Source organism: Streptomyces sp. NPDC127092, from assembly GCF_042722475.1.
Lineage (GTDB): Bacteria > Actinomycetota > Actinomycetes > Streptomycetales > Streptomycetaceae > Streptomyces.
Genome location: NZ_JBHXFE010000054.1, coordinates 1 through 18,784, shown reverse-complemented (window position 1 = coordinate 18,784; position 18,784 = coordinate 1). Strand labels below are relative to the sequence as shown.

At 72.2% G+C, this 18,784-nt stretch carries 18 protein-coding genes; 4 read left to right on the top strand and 14 right to left on the bottom strand.

Annotated elements, in window-relative coordinates:
• Nucleotides 1-86: 86 nt before the first annotated feature.
• The 7 genes from truB to rimP form a co-directional block, all read right to left on the bottom strand.
• Nucleotides 87-986, bottom strand: a complete 900-nt coding sequence (gene truB / locus ACFWJO_RS32655; RefSeq protein WP_386871051.1) for a tRNA pseudouridine(55) synthase TruB — start codon at nucleotides 984-986, stop codon at nucleotides 87-89.
• Nucleotides 983-1,423, bottom strand: coding sequence for a 30S ribosome-binding factor RbfA (gene rbfA / locus ACFWJO_RS32650; RefSeq protein ID WP_386871049.1), 441 nt, complete (start codon nucleotides 1,421-1,423; stop codon nucleotides 983-985). Before rbfA ends, truB begins: the two co-directional genes overlap by 4 nt.
• 29 nt (nucleotides 1,424-1,452) lie before the next feature.
• Complete coding sequence (locus ACFWJO_RS32645; protein ID WP_384420704.1) at nucleotides 1,453-1,746, bottom strand: DUF503 domain-containing protein; 294 nt, start codon at nucleotides 1,744-1,746, stop codon at nucleotides 1,453-1,455.
• Nucleotides 1,747-1,889: 143 nt separating this feature from the next.
• Nucleotides 1,890-4,970 carry a translation initiation factor IF-2 gene (gene infB / locus ACFWJO_RS32640; RefSeq protein ID WP_386871047.1) on the bottom strand — a complete coding sequence of 1,027 codons (3,081 nt, stop codon included), beginning with the start codon at nucleotides 4,968-4,970 and terminating at the stop codon, nucleotides 1,890-1,892.
• 161 nt (nucleotides 4,971-5,131) lie between these two features.
• Complete coding sequence (locus tag ACFWJO_RS32635) at nucleotides 5,132-5,410, bottom strand: YlxR family protein (RefSeq protein WP_386871045.1); 279 nt, start codon at nucleotides 5,408-5,410, stop codon at nucleotides 5,132-5,134.
• A 101-nt stretch (nucleotides 5,411-5,511) separates the two neighbouring features.
• Nucleotides 5,512-6,513 carry a transcription termination factor NusA gene (gene nusA / locus ACFWJO_RS32630; RefSeq protein ID WP_386871043.1) on the bottom strand — a complete coding sequence of 334 codons (1,002 nt, stop codon included), beginning with the start codon at nucleotides 6,511-6,513 and terminating at the stop codon, nucleotides 5,512-5,514.
• A gap of 2 nt (nucleotides 6,514-6,515) precedes the next feature.
• A complete protein-coding gene (gene rimP / locus ACFWJO_RS32625) occupies nucleotides 6,516-7,022 on the bottom strand; it encodes a ribosome maturation factor RimP (protein ID WP_386871041.1) in 507 nt (168 codons plus the stop codon).
• Between the two features lie 163 nt (nucleotides 7,023-7,185).
• Here rimP and ACFWJO_RS32620 point away from each other — a divergent pair, with 163 nt between their 5' ends.
• The 4 genes from ACFWJO_RS32620 (at nucleotide 7,186) to ACFWJO_RS32605 (ending at nucleotide 10,080) form a co-directional block, all read left to right on the top strand.
• Nucleotides 7,186-7,752: a hypothetical protein gene (locus tag ACFWJO_RS32620; protein ID WP_386871039.1), complete on the top strand. Its 567-nt coding sequence runs from the start codon at nucleotides 7,186-7,188 to the stop codon at nucleotides 7,750-7,752.
• Nucleotides 7,749-8,165 carry a ferritin-like domain-containing protein gene (locus ACFWJO_RS32615; protein WP_386871038.1) on the top strand — a complete coding sequence of 139 codons (417 nt, stop codon included), beginning with the start codon at nucleotides 7,749-7,751 and terminating at the stop codon, nucleotides 8,163-8,165. The genes ACFWJO_RS32620 and ACFWJO_RS32615 overlap by 4 nt, the downstream gene beginning before the upstream one ends.
• A gap of 44 nt (nucleotides 8,166-8,209) precedes the next feature.
• The gene (locus tag ACFWJO_RS32610; protein ID WP_386871036.1) at nucleotides 8,210-9,094 is read left to right on the top strand and encodes an aminoglycoside phosphotransferase family protein; all 885 of its coding nucleotides are present in this window, start codon (nucleotides 8,210-8,212) and stop codon (nucleotides 9,092-9,094) included.
• A 65-nt stretch (nucleotides 9,095-9,159) separates the two neighbouring features.
• A complete protein-coding gene (locus tag ACFWJO_RS32605; protein ID WP_386871034.1) occupies nucleotides 9,160-10,080 on the top strand; it encodes a slipin family protein in 921 nt (306 codons plus the stop codon).
• Nucleotides 10,081-10,194: 114 nt separating this feature from the next.
• On the opposite strand, the gene ACFWJO_RS32600 is transcribed toward ACFWJO_RS32605, so the two are convergent.
• The 7 genes from ACFWJO_RS32600 to aroA all read right to left on the bottom strand — a co-directional run bounded on the left by ACFWJO_RS32600 (nucleotide 10,195) and on the right by aroA (nucleotide 18,623).
• Complete coding sequence (locus ACFWJO_RS32600; protein WP_386871032.1) at nucleotides 10,195-11,895, bottom strand: proline--tRNA ligase; 1,701 nt, start codon at nucleotides 11,893-11,895, stop codon at nucleotides 10,195-10,197.
• A gap of 80 nt (nucleotides 11,896-11,975) precedes the next feature.
• Nucleotides 11,976-12,521: a GNAT family N-acetyltransferase gene (locus tag ACFWJO_RS32595; protein WP_386871030.1), complete on the bottom strand. Its 546-nt coding sequence runs from the start codon at nucleotides 12,519-12,521 to the stop codon at nucleotides 11,976-11,978.
• Between the two features lie 21 nt (nucleotides 12,522-12,542).
• Nucleotides 12,543-13,388, bottom strand: a complete 846-nt coding sequence (locus ACFWJO_RS32590) for a GNAT family N-acetyltransferase (protein ID WP_386871028.1) — start codon at nucleotides 13,386-13,388, stop codon at nucleotides 12,543-12,545.
• Nucleotides 13,389-13,527: 139 nt separating this feature from the next.
• A complete protein-coding gene (gene ispG / locus ACFWJO_RS32585) occupies nucleotides 13,528-14,685 on the bottom strand; it encodes a flavodoxin-dependent (E)-4-hydroxy-3-methylbut-2-enyl-diphosphate synthase (protein ID WP_386871026.1) in 1,158 nt (385 codons plus the stop codon).
• Nucleotides 14,686-14,789: 104 nt separating this feature from the next.
• Nucleotides 14,790-16,094, bottom strand: coding sequence for a M50 family metallopeptidase (locus ACFWJO_RS32580; RefSeq protein WP_386871024.1), 1,305 nt, complete (start codon nucleotides 16,092-16,094; stop codon nucleotides 14,790-14,792).
• Nucleotides 16,091-17,341 carry a 1-deoxy-D-xylulose-5-phosphate reductoisomerase gene (dxr, locus tag ACFWJO_RS32575; RefSeq protein WP_386871022.1) on the bottom strand — a complete coding sequence of 417 codons (1,251 nt, stop codon included), beginning with the start codon at nucleotides 17,339-17,341 and terminating at the stop codon, nucleotides 16,091-16,093. The genes ACFWJO_RS32580 and dxr overlap by 4 nt, the downstream gene beginning before the upstream one ends.
• Before the next feature lie 34 nt (nucleotides 17,342-17,375).
• On the bottom strand, nucleotides 17,376-18,623 hold the full coding sequence (gene aroA, locus ACFWJO_RS32570; RefSeq protein ID WP_386871020.1) for a 3-phosphoshikimate 1-carboxyvinyltransferase: 1,248 nt from the start codon (nucleotides 18,621-18,623) through the stop codon (nucleotides 17,376-17,378).
• Nucleotides 18,624-18,784 lie beyond the last annotated feature (161 nt).

The following is an 18,784-nucleotide window of genomic DNA, read 5'->3' as shown; positions in this document are numbered from 1 at the left end:
CCCGGGCCCCCACCCCCCCCACCCCCCCCCCCCCGCTGCCGGGGCCCGTCCGGCGGATCGTGGCCGGACGGGCCGAGGTGGTCCGCTCAGCCGAAGACGGCCAGGCTCTTCGCCTTGCCCCGCTGCTCCTCGACCAGCGCGAGCAGCCGCCCGTCCGGTCCGAAGACGGCGACCGGGCCCGCCGGGTACGCCGGCATGTCGAGCCGTACGCCGTTCAGCAGCAGCTTGGCCCGTCGCTCGTCGACGTCCCAGCGCGGGAACGCCGCCGCGGCGGCCTCGGCGACCGGCATGACCGTCAGGTCCTGCTGGAGCTGGTCCAGGGTCCGGGCGCTGTCCAGCTTGTACGGGCCGACCCGGGTGCGGCGCAGCGCGGTCAGGTGGCCGCCCACGCCGAGACCGGCGCCCAGGTCGCGGGCGAGCGCCCGGATGTAGGTGCCGGAGGAGCAGACCACGGAGACGACCAGGTCCACGACCGGCGTGCCGTCCTCCGCGGTGTCCTCGCGCACGTCGTACACCCGGAACGAGGAGACGGTGACCGGGCGGGCAGGAATCTCGAACTCCTCGCCGCCGCGCACCCGCGCGTAGGACCGCTTGCCGTCGATCTTGATCGCGGAGACCTTCGACGGCACCTGCATGATGTCGCCGGTGAGCTCGGCCACGCCCGCGTCGATCTGCTCGCGGGTGACCTTCGACGCGTCGACCGACGCCGTGATCTCGCCCTCGGCGTCGTCGGTGATGGTGGTCTGCCCGAGGCGGATGGTGCCCAGGTACTCCTTCTCGGTCAGCGCGAGGTGACCGAGCAGCTTGGTGGCCCGCTCCACGCCGAGGACGAGGACGCCCGTGGCCATGGGGTCGAGCGTGCCGGCGTGGCCGACGCGGCGGGTCTTGGCGATCCCGCGCATCTTGGCCACGACGTCGTGCGAAGTGAAGCCCGACGGCTTGTCGACGATGACAAGCCCGTCGGGCGTGGTGGTTGCCTTGCTCATTCGGCGGCTTCGTCCTCGCCCGGCTTCTTGTACGGGTCGGCGTCGCCCGCGAACGTGGCACCCGAGGACGCCTCGCGCACCCTGGCGTCGGAGGCGCGCGCCTGGTCGAGCAGGTCCTCGATGTTCCGGGCGGTCTCCGGAAGGGCGTCCGCCACGAAGGTGAGCGTCGGGGTGAACTTGGTGCCCGCGGCCCGGCCGACGGCCGAGCGCAGGATGCCCTTGGCGCTCTCCAGGCCGGCGGCGGCGCTGGCCCGGTCCTCCTCGTCGCCGTAGACCGTGTAGAAGACCGTGGCCTCCCGCAGGTCACCGGTGACGCGGGTGTCCGTGATGGTCACGTGCGTGCCCAGGCGCGGGTCCTTGATGCCGCGCTGCAGCTTCTCGGCGACCACCTCCCGGATGAGGTCCGCCAGTTTCTTCGCCCGCGCGTTGTCGGCCACTGGTCCTACTCCTTCTTTGCCTTGCTCGTTCAGTCTTCATCAGTGTGGAGCCTGCGTCGCACGGACAGCAGTTCCACTTCGGGCCGGGCCGCGACCAGCCGCTCGCAGCGGTCGAGCACGTCCGACACGAACCCCGAGTCCCCGGACACCAGAGCGACCCCGATGCGGGCCCTGCGATGGAGGTCCTGGTCGCCCACCTCGGCCGCGCTCACGGAGAACTTGCGCTGGAGCTCGGCGACGATGGGCCGGACGACGGAGCGTTTCTCCTTCAACGAATGAACGTCGCCGAGGAGCAGATCGAAGGACAGGGTCCCCACGTACATGCGGTGCCGGATGTCCCGCCGGTTCGGGTTCGAAGGCCTGCCGGGCCCTCGCCCGGCAGGAACATCAAAACCGTACACGCAACGGCCGGGGCCGATCGACGGAAATACTTCCCGCCGACCGGCCCCGAACGCGGTCCCGTGCGTTACGCGCGCGGCTTCTCGCGCATCTCGTACGTCGCGATGACGTCGTCGACCTTGATGTCGTTGAAGTTTCCGAGGTTGATACCACCCTCGAAGCCCTCGCGGATCTCGGTGACGTCGTCCTTGAAGCGACGCAGACCCTCGATGTTGAGGTTCTCCGCCACGACCTTGCCGTCGCGGATGAGGCGCGCCTTGGTGTTGCGCTTGACCTCGCCGGAGCGGATGAGGACACCGGCGATGTTGCCCAGCTTGGACGAGCGGAAGACCTCGCGGATCTCCGCCGTACCGAGCTCGACCTCTTCGTACTCCGGCTTGAGGAGGCCCTTGAGCGCCGCCTCGATCTCCTCGATCGCCTGGTAGATGACCGAGTAGTACCGGACGTCGACGCCCTCGCGCTCAGCCATCTGCGCGGCACGGCCGGCCGCACGGACGTTGTAGCCGATGACGATGGCGTCGGAGCCCATGGCCAGGTCGATGTCCGACTCGGTGACCGCACCCACACCGCGGTGCAGGATGCGGATGTCGACCTCTTCGCCGACGTCGAGCTGGAGCAGCGAGGACTCCAGGGCCTCGACCGCACCGGACGCGTCGCCCTTGATGATGAGGTTGAGTTCCTGGACCTGACCAGCCTTGAGCACCTTGTCGAGGTCCTCGAGGGACACCCGGCGGACGCGCTTGGCGAAGGCGGCGTTGCGCTCACGCGCGGCGCGCTTCTCGGCGATCTGGCGGGCGGTGCGGTCCTCGTCGACGACCAGGAAGTTGTCGCCGGCGCCGGGGACGTTGGTGAGACCCAGGACCAGGACCGGAGTCGACGGAGTCGCCTCCTCGACGTTGTTGCCCTTGTCGTCGAGCATCGCGCGGACACGGCCGTACGCGTCGCCGACGACCATCGTGTCGCCGATGCGCAGCGTGCCTCGCTGGACGAGGACGGTCGAGACCGCACCACGGCCGCGGTCGAGGTGGGACTCGATCGCGATGCCCTGCGCGTCCTGGTCCGGGTTGGCCCGGAGGTCCAGGGCGGCGTCGGCGGTCAGGACGACGGCCTCGAGCAGCTTGTCGATGTTCAGGCCCTGCTTGGCGGAGATGTCGACGAACATCGTGTCGCCGCCGTACTCCTCGGCCACCAGACCGAACTCGGTCAGCTGACCGCGCACCTTGACCGGGTCCGCGCCCTCGACGTCGATCTTGTTGACCGCGACCACGATCGGCACGTCGGCCGCCTTGGCGTGGTTCAGCGCCTCGATCGTCTGGGGCATCACACCGTCGTTGGCCGCCACCACGAGGATCGCGATGTCGGTCGACTTCGCACCACGGGCACGCATGGCGGTGAACGCCTCGTGACCCGGGGTGTCGATGAAGGTGATCTTGCGGTCCTCGTCGTTGACCTGGGTCGCGACCTGGTAGGCACCGATGTGCTGGGTGATGCCACCGGCCTCGCCCGCGACCACGTTGGTCTTGCGGATCGCGTCGAGGAGCCGGGTCTTACCGTGGTCGACGTGACCCATGACGGTCACGACCGGCGGACGGGAGACCAGAGCCTCTTCGCCGCCCTCGTTCTCACCGAACTCGAGGTCGAAGGACTCCAGCAGCTCACGGTCCTCCTCCTCGGGGGAGACGATCTGAACCGTGTAGTTCATCTCGTCGCCGAGGAGCTGCAGCGTCTCGTCGGAGACGGACTGCGTGGCCGTGACCATCTCGCCGAGGTTCATCATGACCGCGACGAGCGACGCCGGGTTGGCGCCGATCTTCTCCGCGAAGTCGGTGAGGGACGCACCGCGCGACAGGCGAATGGTCTCGCCGCCACCGCGAGGCAGCATCACGCCGCCCACGGACGGGGCCTGCATGGCCTCGTACTCCTGGCGCCTCTGACGCTTCGACTTGCGACCACGACGCGCGGGACCGCCGGGACGGCCGAAGGCGCCCTGCGTGCCACCACGGCCACCCGGACCACCGGGACGACCGCCGAAGCCGCCGGGACGACCGCCGAAGCCGCCGCCACCACCGGGACCGCCGGGACGACCGCCGCCGCCACCACCCGGACCGCCGGGACGGCCGGCGAAGCCGCCGCCGCCACCGCCGGGACCGGCCGGACGACCGGCGAAGCCGGGACGACCGCCGCCGCCGCCGGGACCGCCCGGACGACCGCCGGGGCCACCCGGGCCACGGCCGCCGGGGCCCGGACGCGGGCCGGCAGCGGGACGCTGCGGCATCATGCCCGGGTTCGGACGGTTACCGCCGGGCGCGCCGCCGGGGCGCGGAGCCTGCGGACGGGGCATGCCGCCCGGGGTCGGACGCGGAGCGCCGCCCTGGGGGCGCGGAGCGCCGGGAACGCCGCCGGGACCCTGCGGGCGCGGAGCGCCGCCGGGACCGCCCTGGCCGCCGGGACGCGGAGCGCCACCCTGCGGACGGGGCGCCTGCGGGCGCGCCATGCCGGTGGAGCCACCGGAGGTGAAGGGGTTGTTGCCCGGACGCGGGCCGGCCGGGCGACCGCCCGGACGCGGGGCCTGCTGGCCGGGACGGGGGGCCTGCTGACCCGGACGCGGCGCCTGCTGGCCCGGACGGGCAGCGGTCGGACGCGGGCCGGGGGTGGCACCACCGGGGCGCGGACCGGCGGCCGGGGCCGACGGAGGCGCGGTGAACTCCGGCGCGGCCGGAGCCGGCGCGGCGGGAGCCGGCTTGGGCGCGGGCTTCGGACCCGGACGGGGGCCCGACGCGGCCGGAGCCGGAGAGGGGGTGCTGCTCGCGGGGGCGGCCGGAGTGGCCGGAGCCGCGGGCGCGGCGGGGGCCGGCTTGGGGGCCGGGGCGCCGGGCTTGGGGGCAGCGGGACGTGCCGCAGCGGCCGGGGAGGGCGCCGCGGGCTTGGGGGAGGGCGCCGCCTTGCGGGGCGCACCAGGCTTCGCAGCGGTCTTGCCGGCGCCACCGCCGGGACCCTGCAACGCGTCAGTCAACTTGCGCACGACCGGCGCCTCGATCGTCGAGGACGCCGAACGGACGAATTCACCGAGTTCTTGGAGCTTGGCCATGACGACCTTGCTCTCCACACCGAACTCCTTGGCGAGTTCGTATACCCGGACCTTAGCCACTTCGCTCCTTTGAGGTCCGGTTACCGCCGGACCGTCGCTACTTCATGGGCGTACTCATCGCGTACTCATCGAGTGCTCATCGCAATCTCGACCTACTTCCAACTCGCGAGGTACCTGACCGCACGGGGTTCCGTGCCGTACATCTTTTGTGCCGTACATCTCTACGGTGCGGTCTGCTCGACATCCGCGCGCAGCGCCGTCGTGTCGAGCGGCCCCTGGACCCGAAAGGCCCGCGGGAACGCCCGACGGCGCACCGCCAGGTCGAGACAGACCAAGGCGGGGTGCACGTACGCACCCCGGCCGGGCAGCGTACCGCGATGATCGGGAACGCACTCGTCCTTATTCATCACGATCCGCAGCAGATCGCTCTTGGCCGCTCGCTCCCGGCATCCCACACAGGTTCGCTCAGGGCACGCGCGGGCCTGCGTCCGGCCAGACACGTTAAGTCTACCTCCCCGTACCGACCTCACCCGTTTGGGGCAAAAATCGAACAGTCGTTGGCCAAAAAGGATCAGTGCCGGTACGGGACCAGGCGCCCGTGCTACCGGGCGCCGCCCTCGCCCTGCTGCTCGGTGTCCGGACGGATGTCGATCCGCCAGCCGGTGAGCCGCGCGGCGAGGCGGGCGTTCTGACCCTCCTTGCCGATGGCCAGGGACAGCTGGTAGTCGGGCACCGTCACCCGGGCGGAACGGGCCGCCAGGTCGACGATCTCGACCTTGGACACCCGAGCGGGTGACAGCGCGTTCGCCACGAGCTCGGCCGGGTCGTCCGACCAGTCGACGATGTCGATCTTCTCGCCCAGCAGCTCCGCCATCACGTTGCGCACCCGGCCGCCCATCGGGCCGATGCAGGCGCCCTTGGCGTTCAGGCCCGAACGGGTGGACCGGACGGCGATCTTGGTGCGGTGGCCGGCCTCACGGGCGATGGCGGCGATCTCGACGGAACCGTCGGCGATCTCCGGCACCTCCAGGGCGAACAGCTTCTTCACCAGATTGGGGTGGGTGCGCGAGAGGGTGACGGACGGACCGCGCACACCCTTCGCCACCCGGACGACGTACGTGCGCAGCCGCAGACCGTGCGTGTACTCCTCGCCCGGCACCTGCTCCTGCTTCGGCAGGATCGCCTCGAGGCGGTCGTCCAGCCGGACGAGGACGTTCTGCGGGTCCTTGCCCTGCTGCACCTGGCCGGCCACGATGTCGCCCTCGCGGCGCGCGTACTCGCCGAAGGTGACGTCGTTCTCGGCGTCGCGCAGCCGCTGCTGGATGACCTGGCGGGCGGTGCTCGCCGCGATCCGGCCGAAGTCCGACGGCGTGTCGTCGAAGTCCTTGGGCTCCTGGCCCTCCTCCAGCTCGGAGGGGTCTTCCTTCGCCCACACCGTCACGTGACCGGTCTGCCGGTCCAGCTCCACGCGCGCGTGGCGGCGGGCGTCGGGGGTGCGGTGGTAGGCGATGAGGAGGGCCGACTCGATCGCCTCGACCAGCATCTCGAAGGAGATTTCCTTCTCCTGTGCCAAGCCCTTCAGGAGCTTCACGTCGATGTCCACGGCTACGCCTCCTCTTCCTTCTTGTCCTTGCGGTTGAACTCGATCTCGACACGCGCCTTGGCGATCTCGGAGAACTCGATCCGGCGGGCGGTCGCCTTGCGGCCCTTCACGCCCGGCACCTCGGTGTCCAGGCCGTCCTCGTCCACCGCGAGGACACGGGTGACGACCTCGCCGCCGCCGGCCTCGGAGGTCAGCTGGAGCTTGACCAGACGGCCGGTGGCACGCAGGTAGTGACGGTGCTGGGTGAGCGGACGGTCGGCGCCCGGGGAGCTGACTTCGAGGACGTACTCGCCCTCGCCCATCGCGTCCGTCTCGTCGAGCTTCTCGGAGATGACGCGGCTCAGCTCGGCGCAGACGTCGAGTTCGACGCCCTCGTCCGAGTCGACGACGACCCTCAGCAGTCCGCGACGGCCGGCCCGGGACACCTCGATCTCCTCGAGGTCGAGGTCCTTCGCGTGAACGAGCGGCTCCAGAAGACCGCGCAGCCGTTCGTTCTGGGTGGTGCTCATCCGGGTGACTCCTCGGCCGCGTGTGCTGTTGTGGGTTCGTCGCGTGTCAGATCAAAGGGTATCCGGTCCCGGAGGGTGTTGCCGTCCACCGGGCCGGGGGCCGCGGGTACGCTCGCCTGCGGCGATCTTGGAAGATCTTCGAACACGCGAGGGAGGAGGAGGCGTGACGACGGTGGGCAGACGCGCGCTCCTGACGGCGGGCGCGGCCGGCGCGGCAGGGGCGGCGATGACGCTCGCGGGCTGCACGTCCGACGGCGACGGGGACGGCCCGAGGGAGCCGAGCGCCGCCGAACGGGCGGCGGCCGCCGAGGCCGCGCTGCGCGCCCGCTCGGCGGGCACCAGCCGTGACCTGCTGCTGCGCTACGACGCGGTCATCGAAGGGCACCCGGCCCTCGCGGCCCGGCTGGCGCCGCTGCGGGCGTCGGTGGCGGCCCATGTGAAGGCGCTGGGCGAAGGGGGCACGGCGCCCGCCCCCGGCCCTGCCGCGTCCGCCTCGCCCGCCACCCCTTCGTCCGCCTCCCCCTCCCCCTCCCGGTCCCTCGCGCCCATCCCGGTGCCGTCCGATCCCGCCACGGCGCTCCGGGACCTCACCACCGCCGTACGGGCGACCGCCGACGCCCACACGGCCGCGCTGCTGACCGCGCCGCCGGAGTACGCCCGGCTGCTCGCCTCCGTCGCCGCGTCCGGCGCCGCGCACGCCTACCTGCTGACCGAAGGGGGCCGCGGATGAGCGCGCTCGACGCGGCCCAGGCCGCACTCGCCGCCGAGCACGCGGCCGTGTACGGCTACGGCGTCGTCGGCGCCCGCGTCGACGAGGCCCGGCGCGCCGAGGCCACCGCCGCCTACGAGGCCCACCGCGCCCGCCGGGACGCGCTGCGCCGCACCGTGCGGGACCTGGACGGCGACCCCGTCGCCGCGGCAGGCGGCTACGAGCTGCCGTTCGCCGTACCGGATCCGGCCGCCGCCGTACGGCTCGCGGCGGTCCTGGAGGACCGGGTGGCCGGCGTCTACTCCGACCTCGTCCGCTCCGCCGACGGCCCGCTGCGCCGCGACGCGGCGGCCGCCCTGCGCGAGGCGGCGGTGCGCGCGGCCCGCTGGCGCGGCAGCGACGTAACCTTTCCTGGGCTCGCGGAGCGGGCCTAGGAAAGGTCACGGGCCGCCGAGGACACGAAGGAATCAACGCACGCATGGGTTTCGAACCGCCGCAGCGACTGGTGCGGGCTCTCGGCGAGACGTACGGGGACGCTGTCGCGGCCGAATGGCTCGGGGAGCTCCCGGGGCTCGCCGAGAACACGCTGGAGGACGCCGGGCTCGTCGCCGAACGGGTGATGGCTCCCGGCGGGCGCAGCAGCCTCGTCGTCCTCGTTCCGGACGCGGTCGTGAAGATCGCGCCCGGATTCGCCCGTCCGGACCTGGAGCGGGACGCGCTCGCGCACTGGAACGGCTGGGGCGCGGCGCGGCTGCTCGGCGAGACCGGGAACGGCGGCCTCGTCCTGGAGCGGCTGCACCCGGAGGTGTCCCTGCGCTCCCTGCCGGAGGCGAAGGCCCTCCTGGAGGCCGCCGGGACGGTACGCAAGCTGTGGGTGGAGCCGCCCGCCGGACACGGCTTCGAGTCGGTCGCCGGGCGTACGGACCGGCAGGCGGAGGCCATGGAGCGCTACCGGGCCGACGACGAGGCGGGTGAGCTGGTCGCCGCCGCGCTCGCCGCGCGCGAGGAGCTGGTGGCCCGGTCCCCCGAGACCCTGCTGCTGCACGGCCAGTTCCGGCAGGGCAAGGTCCTGGCCGGCGACCGGGCGCCGTGGCTCGCGGTCGGCCCCGAGCCGCTGGTCGGCGAGCGCGCCTACGACCTCGCGCGACTGGTGCGGGACCGGGTGGAGGACCTGGTGGCCGCGTCCTCCGGGGCTTCGGCCGCACGCCGCCGGGTGAACAAGCTCGCCGACGCCCTGGACGTCGACCGGGAGCGGCTGCGCGGCTGGACCCTGTTCCGCGCCGTCGAGTCCGCGACCCGGTCGCTCACGGCGGGCCGGCGGGCGGACGCGGAGCTGCTGCTGGAGTTCGCGGGCTGGTTGTAGCGGACGGCTTGAGGGGGAATACCCTTTTCGTAACGTCCGGCTCGGCTCGATGGCAGGGGGCCGTGATGATGCAGGAACTGTTGATGGCCGCCGTGGGAGCGGCCGCGGTGGCAGCCGCGTACGCCGGTGCGGCGGCCAGGGTGGTCAAGCAGTACGAACGCGGCGTCGTGTTCCGCTTCGGGCGGCTGCGCGGTCAGGTGCGCCAGCCCGGGTTCAACATGATCGTTCCGTTCGTGGACCGCCTGCACAAGGTGAACATGCAGATCGTCACGATGCCGGTGCCCGCCCAGGAGGGCATCACCCGGGACAACGTGACGGTACGGGTGGACGCGGTCGTCTACTTCAAGGTCGTGGACGCGGCGGAGGCGCTGGTGCGGGTGGAGGACTACCGGTTCGCCGTCTCGCAGATGGCACAGACCTCGCTGCGGTCGATCATCGGCAAGAGCGACCTGGACGACCTGCTGTCCAACCGGGAGAAGCTCAACCAGGGCCTGGAGCTGATGCTGGACTCGCCGGCGATCGGCTGGGGCGTGCAGATCGACCGGGTCGAGATCAAGGACGTCTCGCTGCCGGAGACCATGAAGCGGTCGATGGCCCGGCAGGCGGAGGCGGACCGCGAGCGGCGGGCGCGGCTGATCAACGCGGACGCGGAGCTGCAGGCGTCGAAGAAGCTGGCGGAGGCGGCGCACCAGATGGCGGACGCGCCGTCCGCGCTGCAGCTGCGGCTGCTGCAGACGGTGATGGCCGTCGCGGCCGAGAAGAACTCGACGCTGGTGCTGCCGATCCCGGTGGAGCTGCTCCGCTTCCTCGAACGCGGCTCCGCCCAACCGGCCGCCGGACACCACTACGCGCCCCTGCCGACGGTACCGCCGACGCCGCCTCAGCCGTCGGAGGCGTACCTGGCGGGCCACGCGCACGCGGTGGACGCGATCGAGGACCTGACGGGCGCGTCGGTGGACCCGGCACCGAGGGAGGAGACCTCCTGAGCCTGGCGCAGGACGACGCCGGCACGGCACGACCGCCGGCACCGCACGACCCCGCCGGCGCGGCGGGAACGCCGAAGGGGCGCGACCTCTCTGGTCGCGCCCCTTCGGGTCGGGTCAGGCCGACAGACGGGCGATGGCCTCGTCCACCGGCAGCTCCTCGCGCTCGCCCGTGCGGCGGTCCTTCAGTTCCACGACGCCCTCCGCCGCGCGGCGGCCGGCGACCAGGATCTTCGGGACGCCGATGAGCTCCGCGTCGGTGAACTTGACGCCCGGGGAGACGCCGGCCCGGTCGTCGACCAGGACCCGCAGGCCCGCGGCGGCGAGCTTGTCGGAGACCTCGAGGGCCAGCTCGGTCTGGAGCGCCTTGCCGGCGGCGACCACGTGGACGTCGGCCGGGGCGACCTCGGCGGGCCAGCACAGGCCCTTGTCGTCGGCGGTCTGCTCGGCGAGCGCCGCCACCGCGCGCGAGACGCCGATGCCGTACGAGCCCATGGTCACGCGGACCGGCTTGCCGTTCTGGCCGAGGACGTCGAGCTTGAGGGCGTCGGCGTACTTGCGGCCCAGCTGGAAGATGTGGCCGATCTCGATGGCACGGTCCAGCTTCAGGCCGGTGCCGCACTTCGGGCAGGGGTCGCCGTCCTGGATGACGACGACGTCCACGTACTCGTCGACCTCGAAGTCACGGCCCGCGACGACGTTCTTCGCGTGCATGCCGTCCTTGTTGGCGCCGGTGATCCAGGCGGTGCCCGGCGCCACCCGCGGGTCGGCGAGGTACTTCACCTTGTCCAGGCCCTGCGGGCCGACGTAGCCGCGGACCAGGTCGTGGCGCTCGGCGAAGTCGGTCTCGGTGACCATCTCGACGGTCGCCGGGGCGAAGTGCGCCTCGACCTTGCCCAGGTCGACCTCGCGGTCGCCGGGCACGCCCACGGCCACGATCTCGCCGTCGACCTTCACGAGGAGGTTCTTGAGCGTCGCGGAGGCCGGGACGCCGAGGGAGGCGGCCAGCGTCTCGATGGTCGGGGTGTCCGGGGTGGGGATGTCCTCGGCGGCGGGCACGGCGGAGCCGTCGACGGCCTTCAGCTCGTAGGACACCGCCTCGGTGTTGGCCGCGAAGTCGCAGTTCGGGCAGTCGGCGAAGGTGTCCTCGCCGGCCTCGGCCGGGGCCAGGAACTCCTCGGACTTGGAGCCGCCCATGGCGCCGGCGGTGGCCGCGCAGATGCGGTAGTCGAGGCCGAGGCGCTCGAAGACGCGCTGGTAGGCCTGGCGGTGCAGGGCGTAGGACTGCGCCAGGCCCTCGTCCTCCAGGTCGAAGGAGTACGAGTCCTTCATCAGGAACTCGCGGCCGCGCAGGATGCCGGCCCGCGGGCGGGCCTCGTCGCGGAACTTCGTCTGGATCTGGTACAGCGTGACCGGCAGGTCCTTGTAGGACGAGCACTGGTCCTTCACCAGCAGGGTGAAGATCTCCTCGTGCGTCGGGCCGAGGAGGTAGTCGCCGCCCTTGCGGTCCTGGAGGCGGAACAGCTCCGCGCCGTACTCGTCCCAGCGGCCGGTGGCCTCGTAGGGCTCGCGGGGCAGCAGCGCCGGGAGGGACACCTCCTGGGCGCCGATGGCGTCCATCTCCTCGCGCACGATGCGCTCGACGTTGGACAGGACCTTCTTGCCGAGGGGCAGCCAGCTCCAGATGCCCGCGGCGGTGCGGCGGACGTAGCCGGCGCGGACGAGGAGCTTGTGGCTGAGGACCTCGGCGTCCGCCGGGTCGTCGCGCAGCGTCTTCGCCATCAACTGGGACATGCGCTGGACCGGTGCGTTGGCCATGGTTCTCGTACTCCTGCCGGGTAATGCCGGGTAATCGGTGATGGCTAGGAGGTTAGCCGGGTCGCCCCTGGTCGGTGAAATCAGTTCCCGCGCCTGAGCGGCAGCGGGGCTCCCATCACCGCGTACGGGCGGGGCGCGCTGGGGAAGTGGACCTGCCGGGCGAGGTCGGTGTAGCCGAGCGAGCGGTACAGGCCGCGGGCGGGGCTCTCGGTGTCGATGGCGGAGAGGATGGAGCGGGGCAGCTCGGACCGGTCGGTGATGGTGGTGATCAGGTCGCGGCCCACTCCCCTGCCCTGGAAGTCGGGGTGGACGTGCAGCTCGGTGATGACGAAGGAGTCGTCGAGCCACCCGGCGTTGCCCTCGGCGCGCAGGTACGGCTCCACCACCGTCGACCACCAGTGGGACCGGTCGTTGGGCATGCCGTAGACGAAGCCGACGAGCCGTCCGTCGGGTGTGGTGGCACCGTACGCGCACGCGCCGGGGTTAAGGAGGTGGCGCAGCACGATGTGGCGGCGTACGGCCACCTCGGCCGCGTCGAGGCCGAAGGCGACGGCCTGGACGGCGAGGGCCTCGTCGACCCGTGCGGCGAGATTGACCGGCGCGATCACGACCTCGGTGTCATCCATGCGCCGCACCCTACAAGCCGGTCAGAACAGCACGCTCATGAAGGCGCCGACCTCCTCGAAGCCGACGCGGCGGTAGGCGGCGCGGGCGGGGGCGTTGTAGTCGTTGACGTAGAGGCTGACGACGGGTGCGACGTCGGCGAGCGCGTAGCGCAGGACGGCGGCCATGCCGGTCTCGGAGAGGCCCTTGCCGCGGTGTTCGGGGGCGACCCAGACGCCCTGGATCTGGCAGGCCTGGCGGGTGGCGGCACCGATCTCGGCCTTGAAGAGGACCTTGCCGTCCTCGATGCGGGCGAAGGCGCGGCCGGAGCCGACGAGTTCGGCGACCCGGGCCTGGTAGAGCAGCCCGCCGTCGCCGGCGAGCGGGGAGATGCCGACCTCCTCGGTGAACATGGCGACGCACGCGGGCATGATCACGTCCATCTCGTCCTTGCGGACGCGGCGGACCAGCGGGTCGGCCTCGACGGTGTCGGAGGGCCGGTCGGCGACCATCAGCGGCTGGTGGGCGCGGACGTCGCGGGCGGGGCCCCAGCTGGGTTCGAGGAGCCGCCACAGCTGGGCGGTGGGTTCGGCGGGGCCGACGATGGAGGAGCAGCGGCGGCCGACCCGGCGGGCCCGTTCGGCGAAGGCGCGGACGGCCTCGGGGGTGGCGCAGATGGGCACGAGGTTGGCGCCGGAGTAGCACAGCGAGGTGAGGTGTCCGTCGCTGTACCAGCCCCACATCTCGCCGCCGAGGCGCCAGGGGTCGAGCCCGGCGAGCTGGACGCGGGCGGTGACGAAGGCGTTCTCGACAGGGGCGCTGTCCAGGACGGCGAGCGCGGCGCCGAGGTCGGCGGGTTCGAGGACCCGCGTCGATGATTGCGTCAACACGTGGGGCCTCACCGTACGGTTCTACTGGTCCTGGCACCTTACCGCCGTTCCCGCCGAGGAGGGGGTACGAACTTCTCGCCGTTCCGGAGGTACGGAAAAGCCCCTCCCGAAGGAGGGGCCTGCCGATGGCGGGTGGGGGTCAGCCGGCGACGGAGACGGTGGGCTCGCCGCTCATGACGCCGTCCTTCTCCATCTGCTCGGCGATCTTCATGGCCTCGTCGATGAGGGTCTCGACGATCTTGGATTCGGGGACGGTCTTGATGACCTCGCCCTTGACGAAGATCTGGCCCTTGCCGTTGCCGGAGGCGACGCCGAGGTCGGCCTCGCGGGCCTCGCCGGGGCCGTTGACGACGCAGCCCATGACGGCGACGCGGAGGGGGACCTCCATGCCCTCCAGGCCGGCGGTGACCTCCTCGGCGAGCTTGTAGACGTCGACCTGGGCCCGGCCGCAGGACGGGCAGGAGACGATCTCCAGGCGGCGCTGGCGCAGGTTGAGCGATTCCAGGATCTGGATGCCGACCTTGATTTCCTCGGCCGGCGGGGCGGACAGCGAGACGCGGATGGTGTCGCCGATGCCCTCGGAGAGCAGGGCGCCGAAGGCGACGGCGGACTTGATGGTGCCCTGGAAGGCGGGGCCGGCCTCGGTGACGCCCAGGTGCAGCGGGTAGTCGCACTGGGCGGCGAGCTGGCGGTAGGCGTTGACCATGACGACCGGGTCGTTGTGCTTGACCGAGATCTTGATGTCCTGGAAGCCGTGCTCCTCGAAGAGGGAGGCCTCCCACAGGGCGGACTCGACCAGGGCCTCGGGGGTGGCCTTGCCGTACTTGGCCAGCAGGCGGGCGTCGAGCGAGCCGGCGTTGACGCCGATGCGGATCGGGGTGCCGGCGGCGGAGGCCGCCTTGGCGATCTCCTTGACCTTGTCGTCGAACTGCTTGATGTTGCCCGGGTTGACGCGGACCGCGGCGCAGCCGGCGTCGATGGCGGCGAAGACGTACTTCGGCTGGAAGTGGATGTCGGCGATGACCGGGATCTGCGACTTCTTCGCGATGGTCGCCAGCGCGTCGGCGTCGTCCTGGGTGGGGCAGGCCACGCGCACGATCTGGCAGCCGGAGGCGGTCAGCTCGGCGATCTGCTGGAGCGTGGCACCGATGTCGGAGGTGCGGGTGGTGGTCATCGACTGCACCGACACCGGGGCGTCGCCGCCGACGGCCACCGAGCCGACCTGGATCTGGCGGCTCTTGCGCCGCTCGGCGAGCCGGGTCGGAACGGACGGGATACCGAGAGAGATCGCGGTCATCAGCTGTACAACCCCAAGGTGTGGTTCATCGGGCTCAGGTCTTCGAGATTACCGCCCCTGAGGCGGGCGGCCGGACACCGCAGGGGTGTCCGGCCGGGTGGGCGCTAGGTCAGCTTCACCGGGTTGACGATGTCGGCGACCAGGACGAGCAGGGTGAAGCAGACGAACACGCCCGCCACCACGTACGCGGCCGGCATCAGCTTGGCCACGTCGAACGGGCCCGGGTCGGGCCGCCGGAAGATCCGCGCGGTGTGCCGGCGGACCGACTCCCACAGGGCGCCGGCGATGTGGCCGCCGTCGAGCGGGAGCAGCGGGAGCATGTTGAACAGGAACAGCGACACGTTGAACATGACCAGCAGGTTCATGAACCAGACGAGGATCGTCTGCGGCGGCGCGTCCAGGGTCATCAGCTCGCCGCTGAGGCGGGCGGCGCCGACCACGCCGACGGGCGAGTCCTTCTCGCGCTCGCCGTCGCCGAAGGCGGCGTCCCACAGGGCGGGGATCTTGCCGGGCAGGGCGATGACGGACTCGACGCCGGCCTGGAGCTGGTCGGACATGCGGTCGACGGACTCGCCGAAGGTCAGCGGCAGGACCTCGGTCTTGGAGGCGAAGCCGAGGTAGCCGGCGGGCACGGTCTGCAGCGGCTGGACGACCCGGCCGTCGGCGTCCTTCTTGTAGACCTCGTTCTTGATGAGGGTCGGGTGCAGGTCGATCCGCTGTCCGCCGCGCTGCACGGTGACGGTGGCGGGGCCGATGGTGTCGCGGATGTGGTCGGAGAGCGTGTTCCAGTCCGAGACCGGGGTGCCGTTGAAGGCGACGATCTTGTCGCCCTCCTTCAGGCCCGCCGCGTACGCGGGCGAGACCGGGTCGCTGGCCTGGCACTGCTCGCGCTTGGTGTCCTGGGCGATGACGCACTTCTGGACGCCGGCGACCTTGGTGGTCTGGGTCTCGAAGCCGATGGCCATGGCGCTGCCGAAGAACAGCACGACGGCGAGGACCAGGTTCATGAACGGCCCGGCGAACATGACGATGACGCGCTTCCACGGCTTGCGCGTGTAGAAGAGCCGGGACTCGTCGCCGGGCTGCAGCTCCTCGAAGGAGGCCTCACGGGCGTCCTCGATCATGGAGCGCCACGGGGACGTGGAGCGGGCCTCGATCCGGCCGTCCTTGCCGGGCGGGAACATGCCGATCATGCGGATGTAGCCGCCGGCCGGGATGGCCTTGATGCCGTACTCCGTCTCGCCCTTCTTCCGCGACCAGATGGTGGGGCCGAAGCCGACCATGTACTGCGGCACGCGGATGCCGAACAGCTTGGCCGTGGAGAGGTGCCCCAGCTCGTGCCACGCGATGGAGACGAGGAGTCCCAGCGCGAACAGCACGATGCCGAGAACGGTCAGGAGTGTGGTCATGCGCGCGCCTCCGCGATTGCCTTCGCCGCGAGTTCCCGGGCCCGGGCCCTGGCCCAGGTCTCCGCTTCCAGGACGTCCGACACCGTGAGCTGGGTTCCCCGGCCGGGGTCCCCGTGCTCGGTGACGACCGCTGTGACCGTATCCATGATTCCGTTGAACGGCAGCCTTCCGGCGAGGAAGGCGTCCACGCACTCCTCGTTGGCGGCGTTGAAGACGGCGGGTGCGGTGCCGCCGAGCTCGCCGACGTGGCGGGCGAGGTTCACGGAGGGGAAGGCCTCGTTGTCGAGCGGGAAGAACTCCCAGGTGGAGGCGGTGGACCAGTCGAAGGCGGGGGCCGCGTCGGGGACCCGCTCGGGCCAGCCGATGCCGATGGCGATCGGGCCGCGCATGTCGGGCGGGGTGGCCTGGGCGAGCGTGGAGCCGTCGGTGAACTCGACCATGGAGTGGACGTACGACTGCGGGTGGACGACGACCTCGATGCGGTCGAACGGGATGTCGTAGAGCAGGTGCGCCTCGATGACCTCCAGGCCCTTGTTGACCAGGGTGGCGCTGTTCACGGTGATGACCGGGCCCATCGCCCAGGTCGGGTGGGCGAGGGCGTCCTCGCGGGTGACGCCTTCCAGCTCCTGGCGGGTCCGGCCGCGGAAGGGGCCGCCGGAGGCGGTGACGACCAGCTTGCGGACGTCGGCGCGGGTGCCGGCGGCGAGCGCCTGGAAGAGGGCGGCGTGCTCGGAGTCGACCGGGATGATCTGGCCGGGCTTGGCCAGCGCCTTCACCAGCGGGCCGCCGACGATCAGGGACTCCTTGTTGGCGAGCGCCAGGGTCCGGCCGGCCTCCAGGGCGGCCAGGGTGGGCGCGAGGCCGATGGAGCCGGTGATGCCGTTGAGCACGGTGTGGCAGGGCGAGGCGGCGAGCTGGGTGGCGGCGTCGGGGCCGGCCAGGATCTCGGGAAGCGGCTCGGAGCCGTAGAGCGCCTTGAGGGCGGTACGGAGCTCCTCGACGGCCTCCTCCCGGGCGACGGCGACCGTGCCGACCCGCAGCCGGTGCGCCTGCTCCGCGAGCAGCCCGGTCCGGCCGCCGGAGGCGGCGAGGGCGGTGACCCGGAACCGGTCGGGGTTGCGCAGGACCAGGTCGATGGCCTGGGTGCCGATGGACCCGGTGGAGCCGAGGACGACGATGTCCCGGCGGCCTTCCGACACGTCGAAGGCGATGTGCGGGTCGGCGAGAGGAGAGGGGCGGTCGCTCATGCCCCCCATTCTCGCCGCAAAGACCGTGCGCTCCTCACAGCCCCCGTGCGAAGGCTGCGAAAACGGTGTGGAAGTCCGGGAAGGTCTTCCGGACGCAGCCGGGGTCGTCGAAGGTGATGCCGGGCGTGCGCAGCGCGGTGACCGCGAAGGACATCACGATGCGGTGGTCGCCGTGCGTGGCGATCTCGACGGGTCCGGCCGGGGTTCCGGGACGGATCTCGATCCAGTCGGGGCCGGTGGCGACGTCGATCCCGAGCCGGCGCAGGTTCTCGGCGCAGGCGTCGAGCCGGTCGCACTCCTTGACCCGGGTGTTGGCGACGTCCTCGATGCGCACGGGCCCGTCGGCGAAGGGCGCGAGCGCGGCGAGGGTGGGCATGGTGTCGGAGATGTCGCGCATGTTGACGGTGAGTCCGCGCAGCCGGCCGGTGGAGCGGACGGTGGTGCCGGTGCCGGTGACGTCGACCTCGGCGCCCATGCGGCGCAGCACGTCCACGAAGGCCAGGTCGCCCTGGAGGGCGCCGGTGCCGAGGCCGGGCACGGTGACGGCGGCGCCGGGCGTCAGAGCGGCCGCGGCGAAGAAGTAGCTGGAGGTGGAGGCGTCGGGCTCGATCGCGTACGTGGTCGCCCGGTAGCCGGTCGGCGCGACCGTGTACGTACGGCCTTCCGGACCGTCCTCGCGGGCGATCTCGGCGCCGAAGGCCCGCATCATGGCGAGGGTGATCTCGACGTACGGCTCCGAGACCAGGTCCGTGACGGTGATGGCCAGGCCCTCGGCGGTGAGCGGGCCGAGCATGAGCAGCGCGGTGAGGTACTGGGAGGACTGGCCGGCGTCGAGGCGGATCGCGCCGCCCTTGATGCCGCGGCCGTGGACCGTGAGCGGGTGGTGGCCCTCGCGCTCGCCGTGCGCCAGGTCGACGCCCAGCTCGCGCAGCGCGGTGGTGAGCGGCCCGAGCGGGCGGCGGCGCATCTGGGCGGAGGCGTCGAACCGGAAGGTGCCGTGCCCGGCGGCGGCGAGCGCCGGCAGGAAGCGGGCGGTGGTGGCGCCGTCCCGGCAGTACACGTCCGCCTCGTCGGCCCCCGGCCCGGCGGGCCGCCCCTCGATGTGCCACGCACCGGGCTCCTGCCGTACGGCGTAGCCGAGGGCCTTCAGCCCTTCGGCGAAGCCCTCGGTGTCGTCGGACCGCAACGGCCGGAGCAGCGTGGTGGTGCCTTCGGCGGCGGCGGCGAGGAAGAGCGCGCGGGCGGTGACGGACTTGGAGCCGGGGATGTCGATGACGGTCACGCGGCCATCCTGCCGCGGGGCCCACGCCGACGGCGCGGGCGTCCGGAGGGTGGACGGAGGAGGGGCGGGGCGGACTGGGCCGGCGGGGCGGGCGGGCGGCGGGCGGTGGGCGGCGGGGCCGGGCGGCGGGCGGCCCGGGCCGGAGGCGGCCGGGCGGGGGG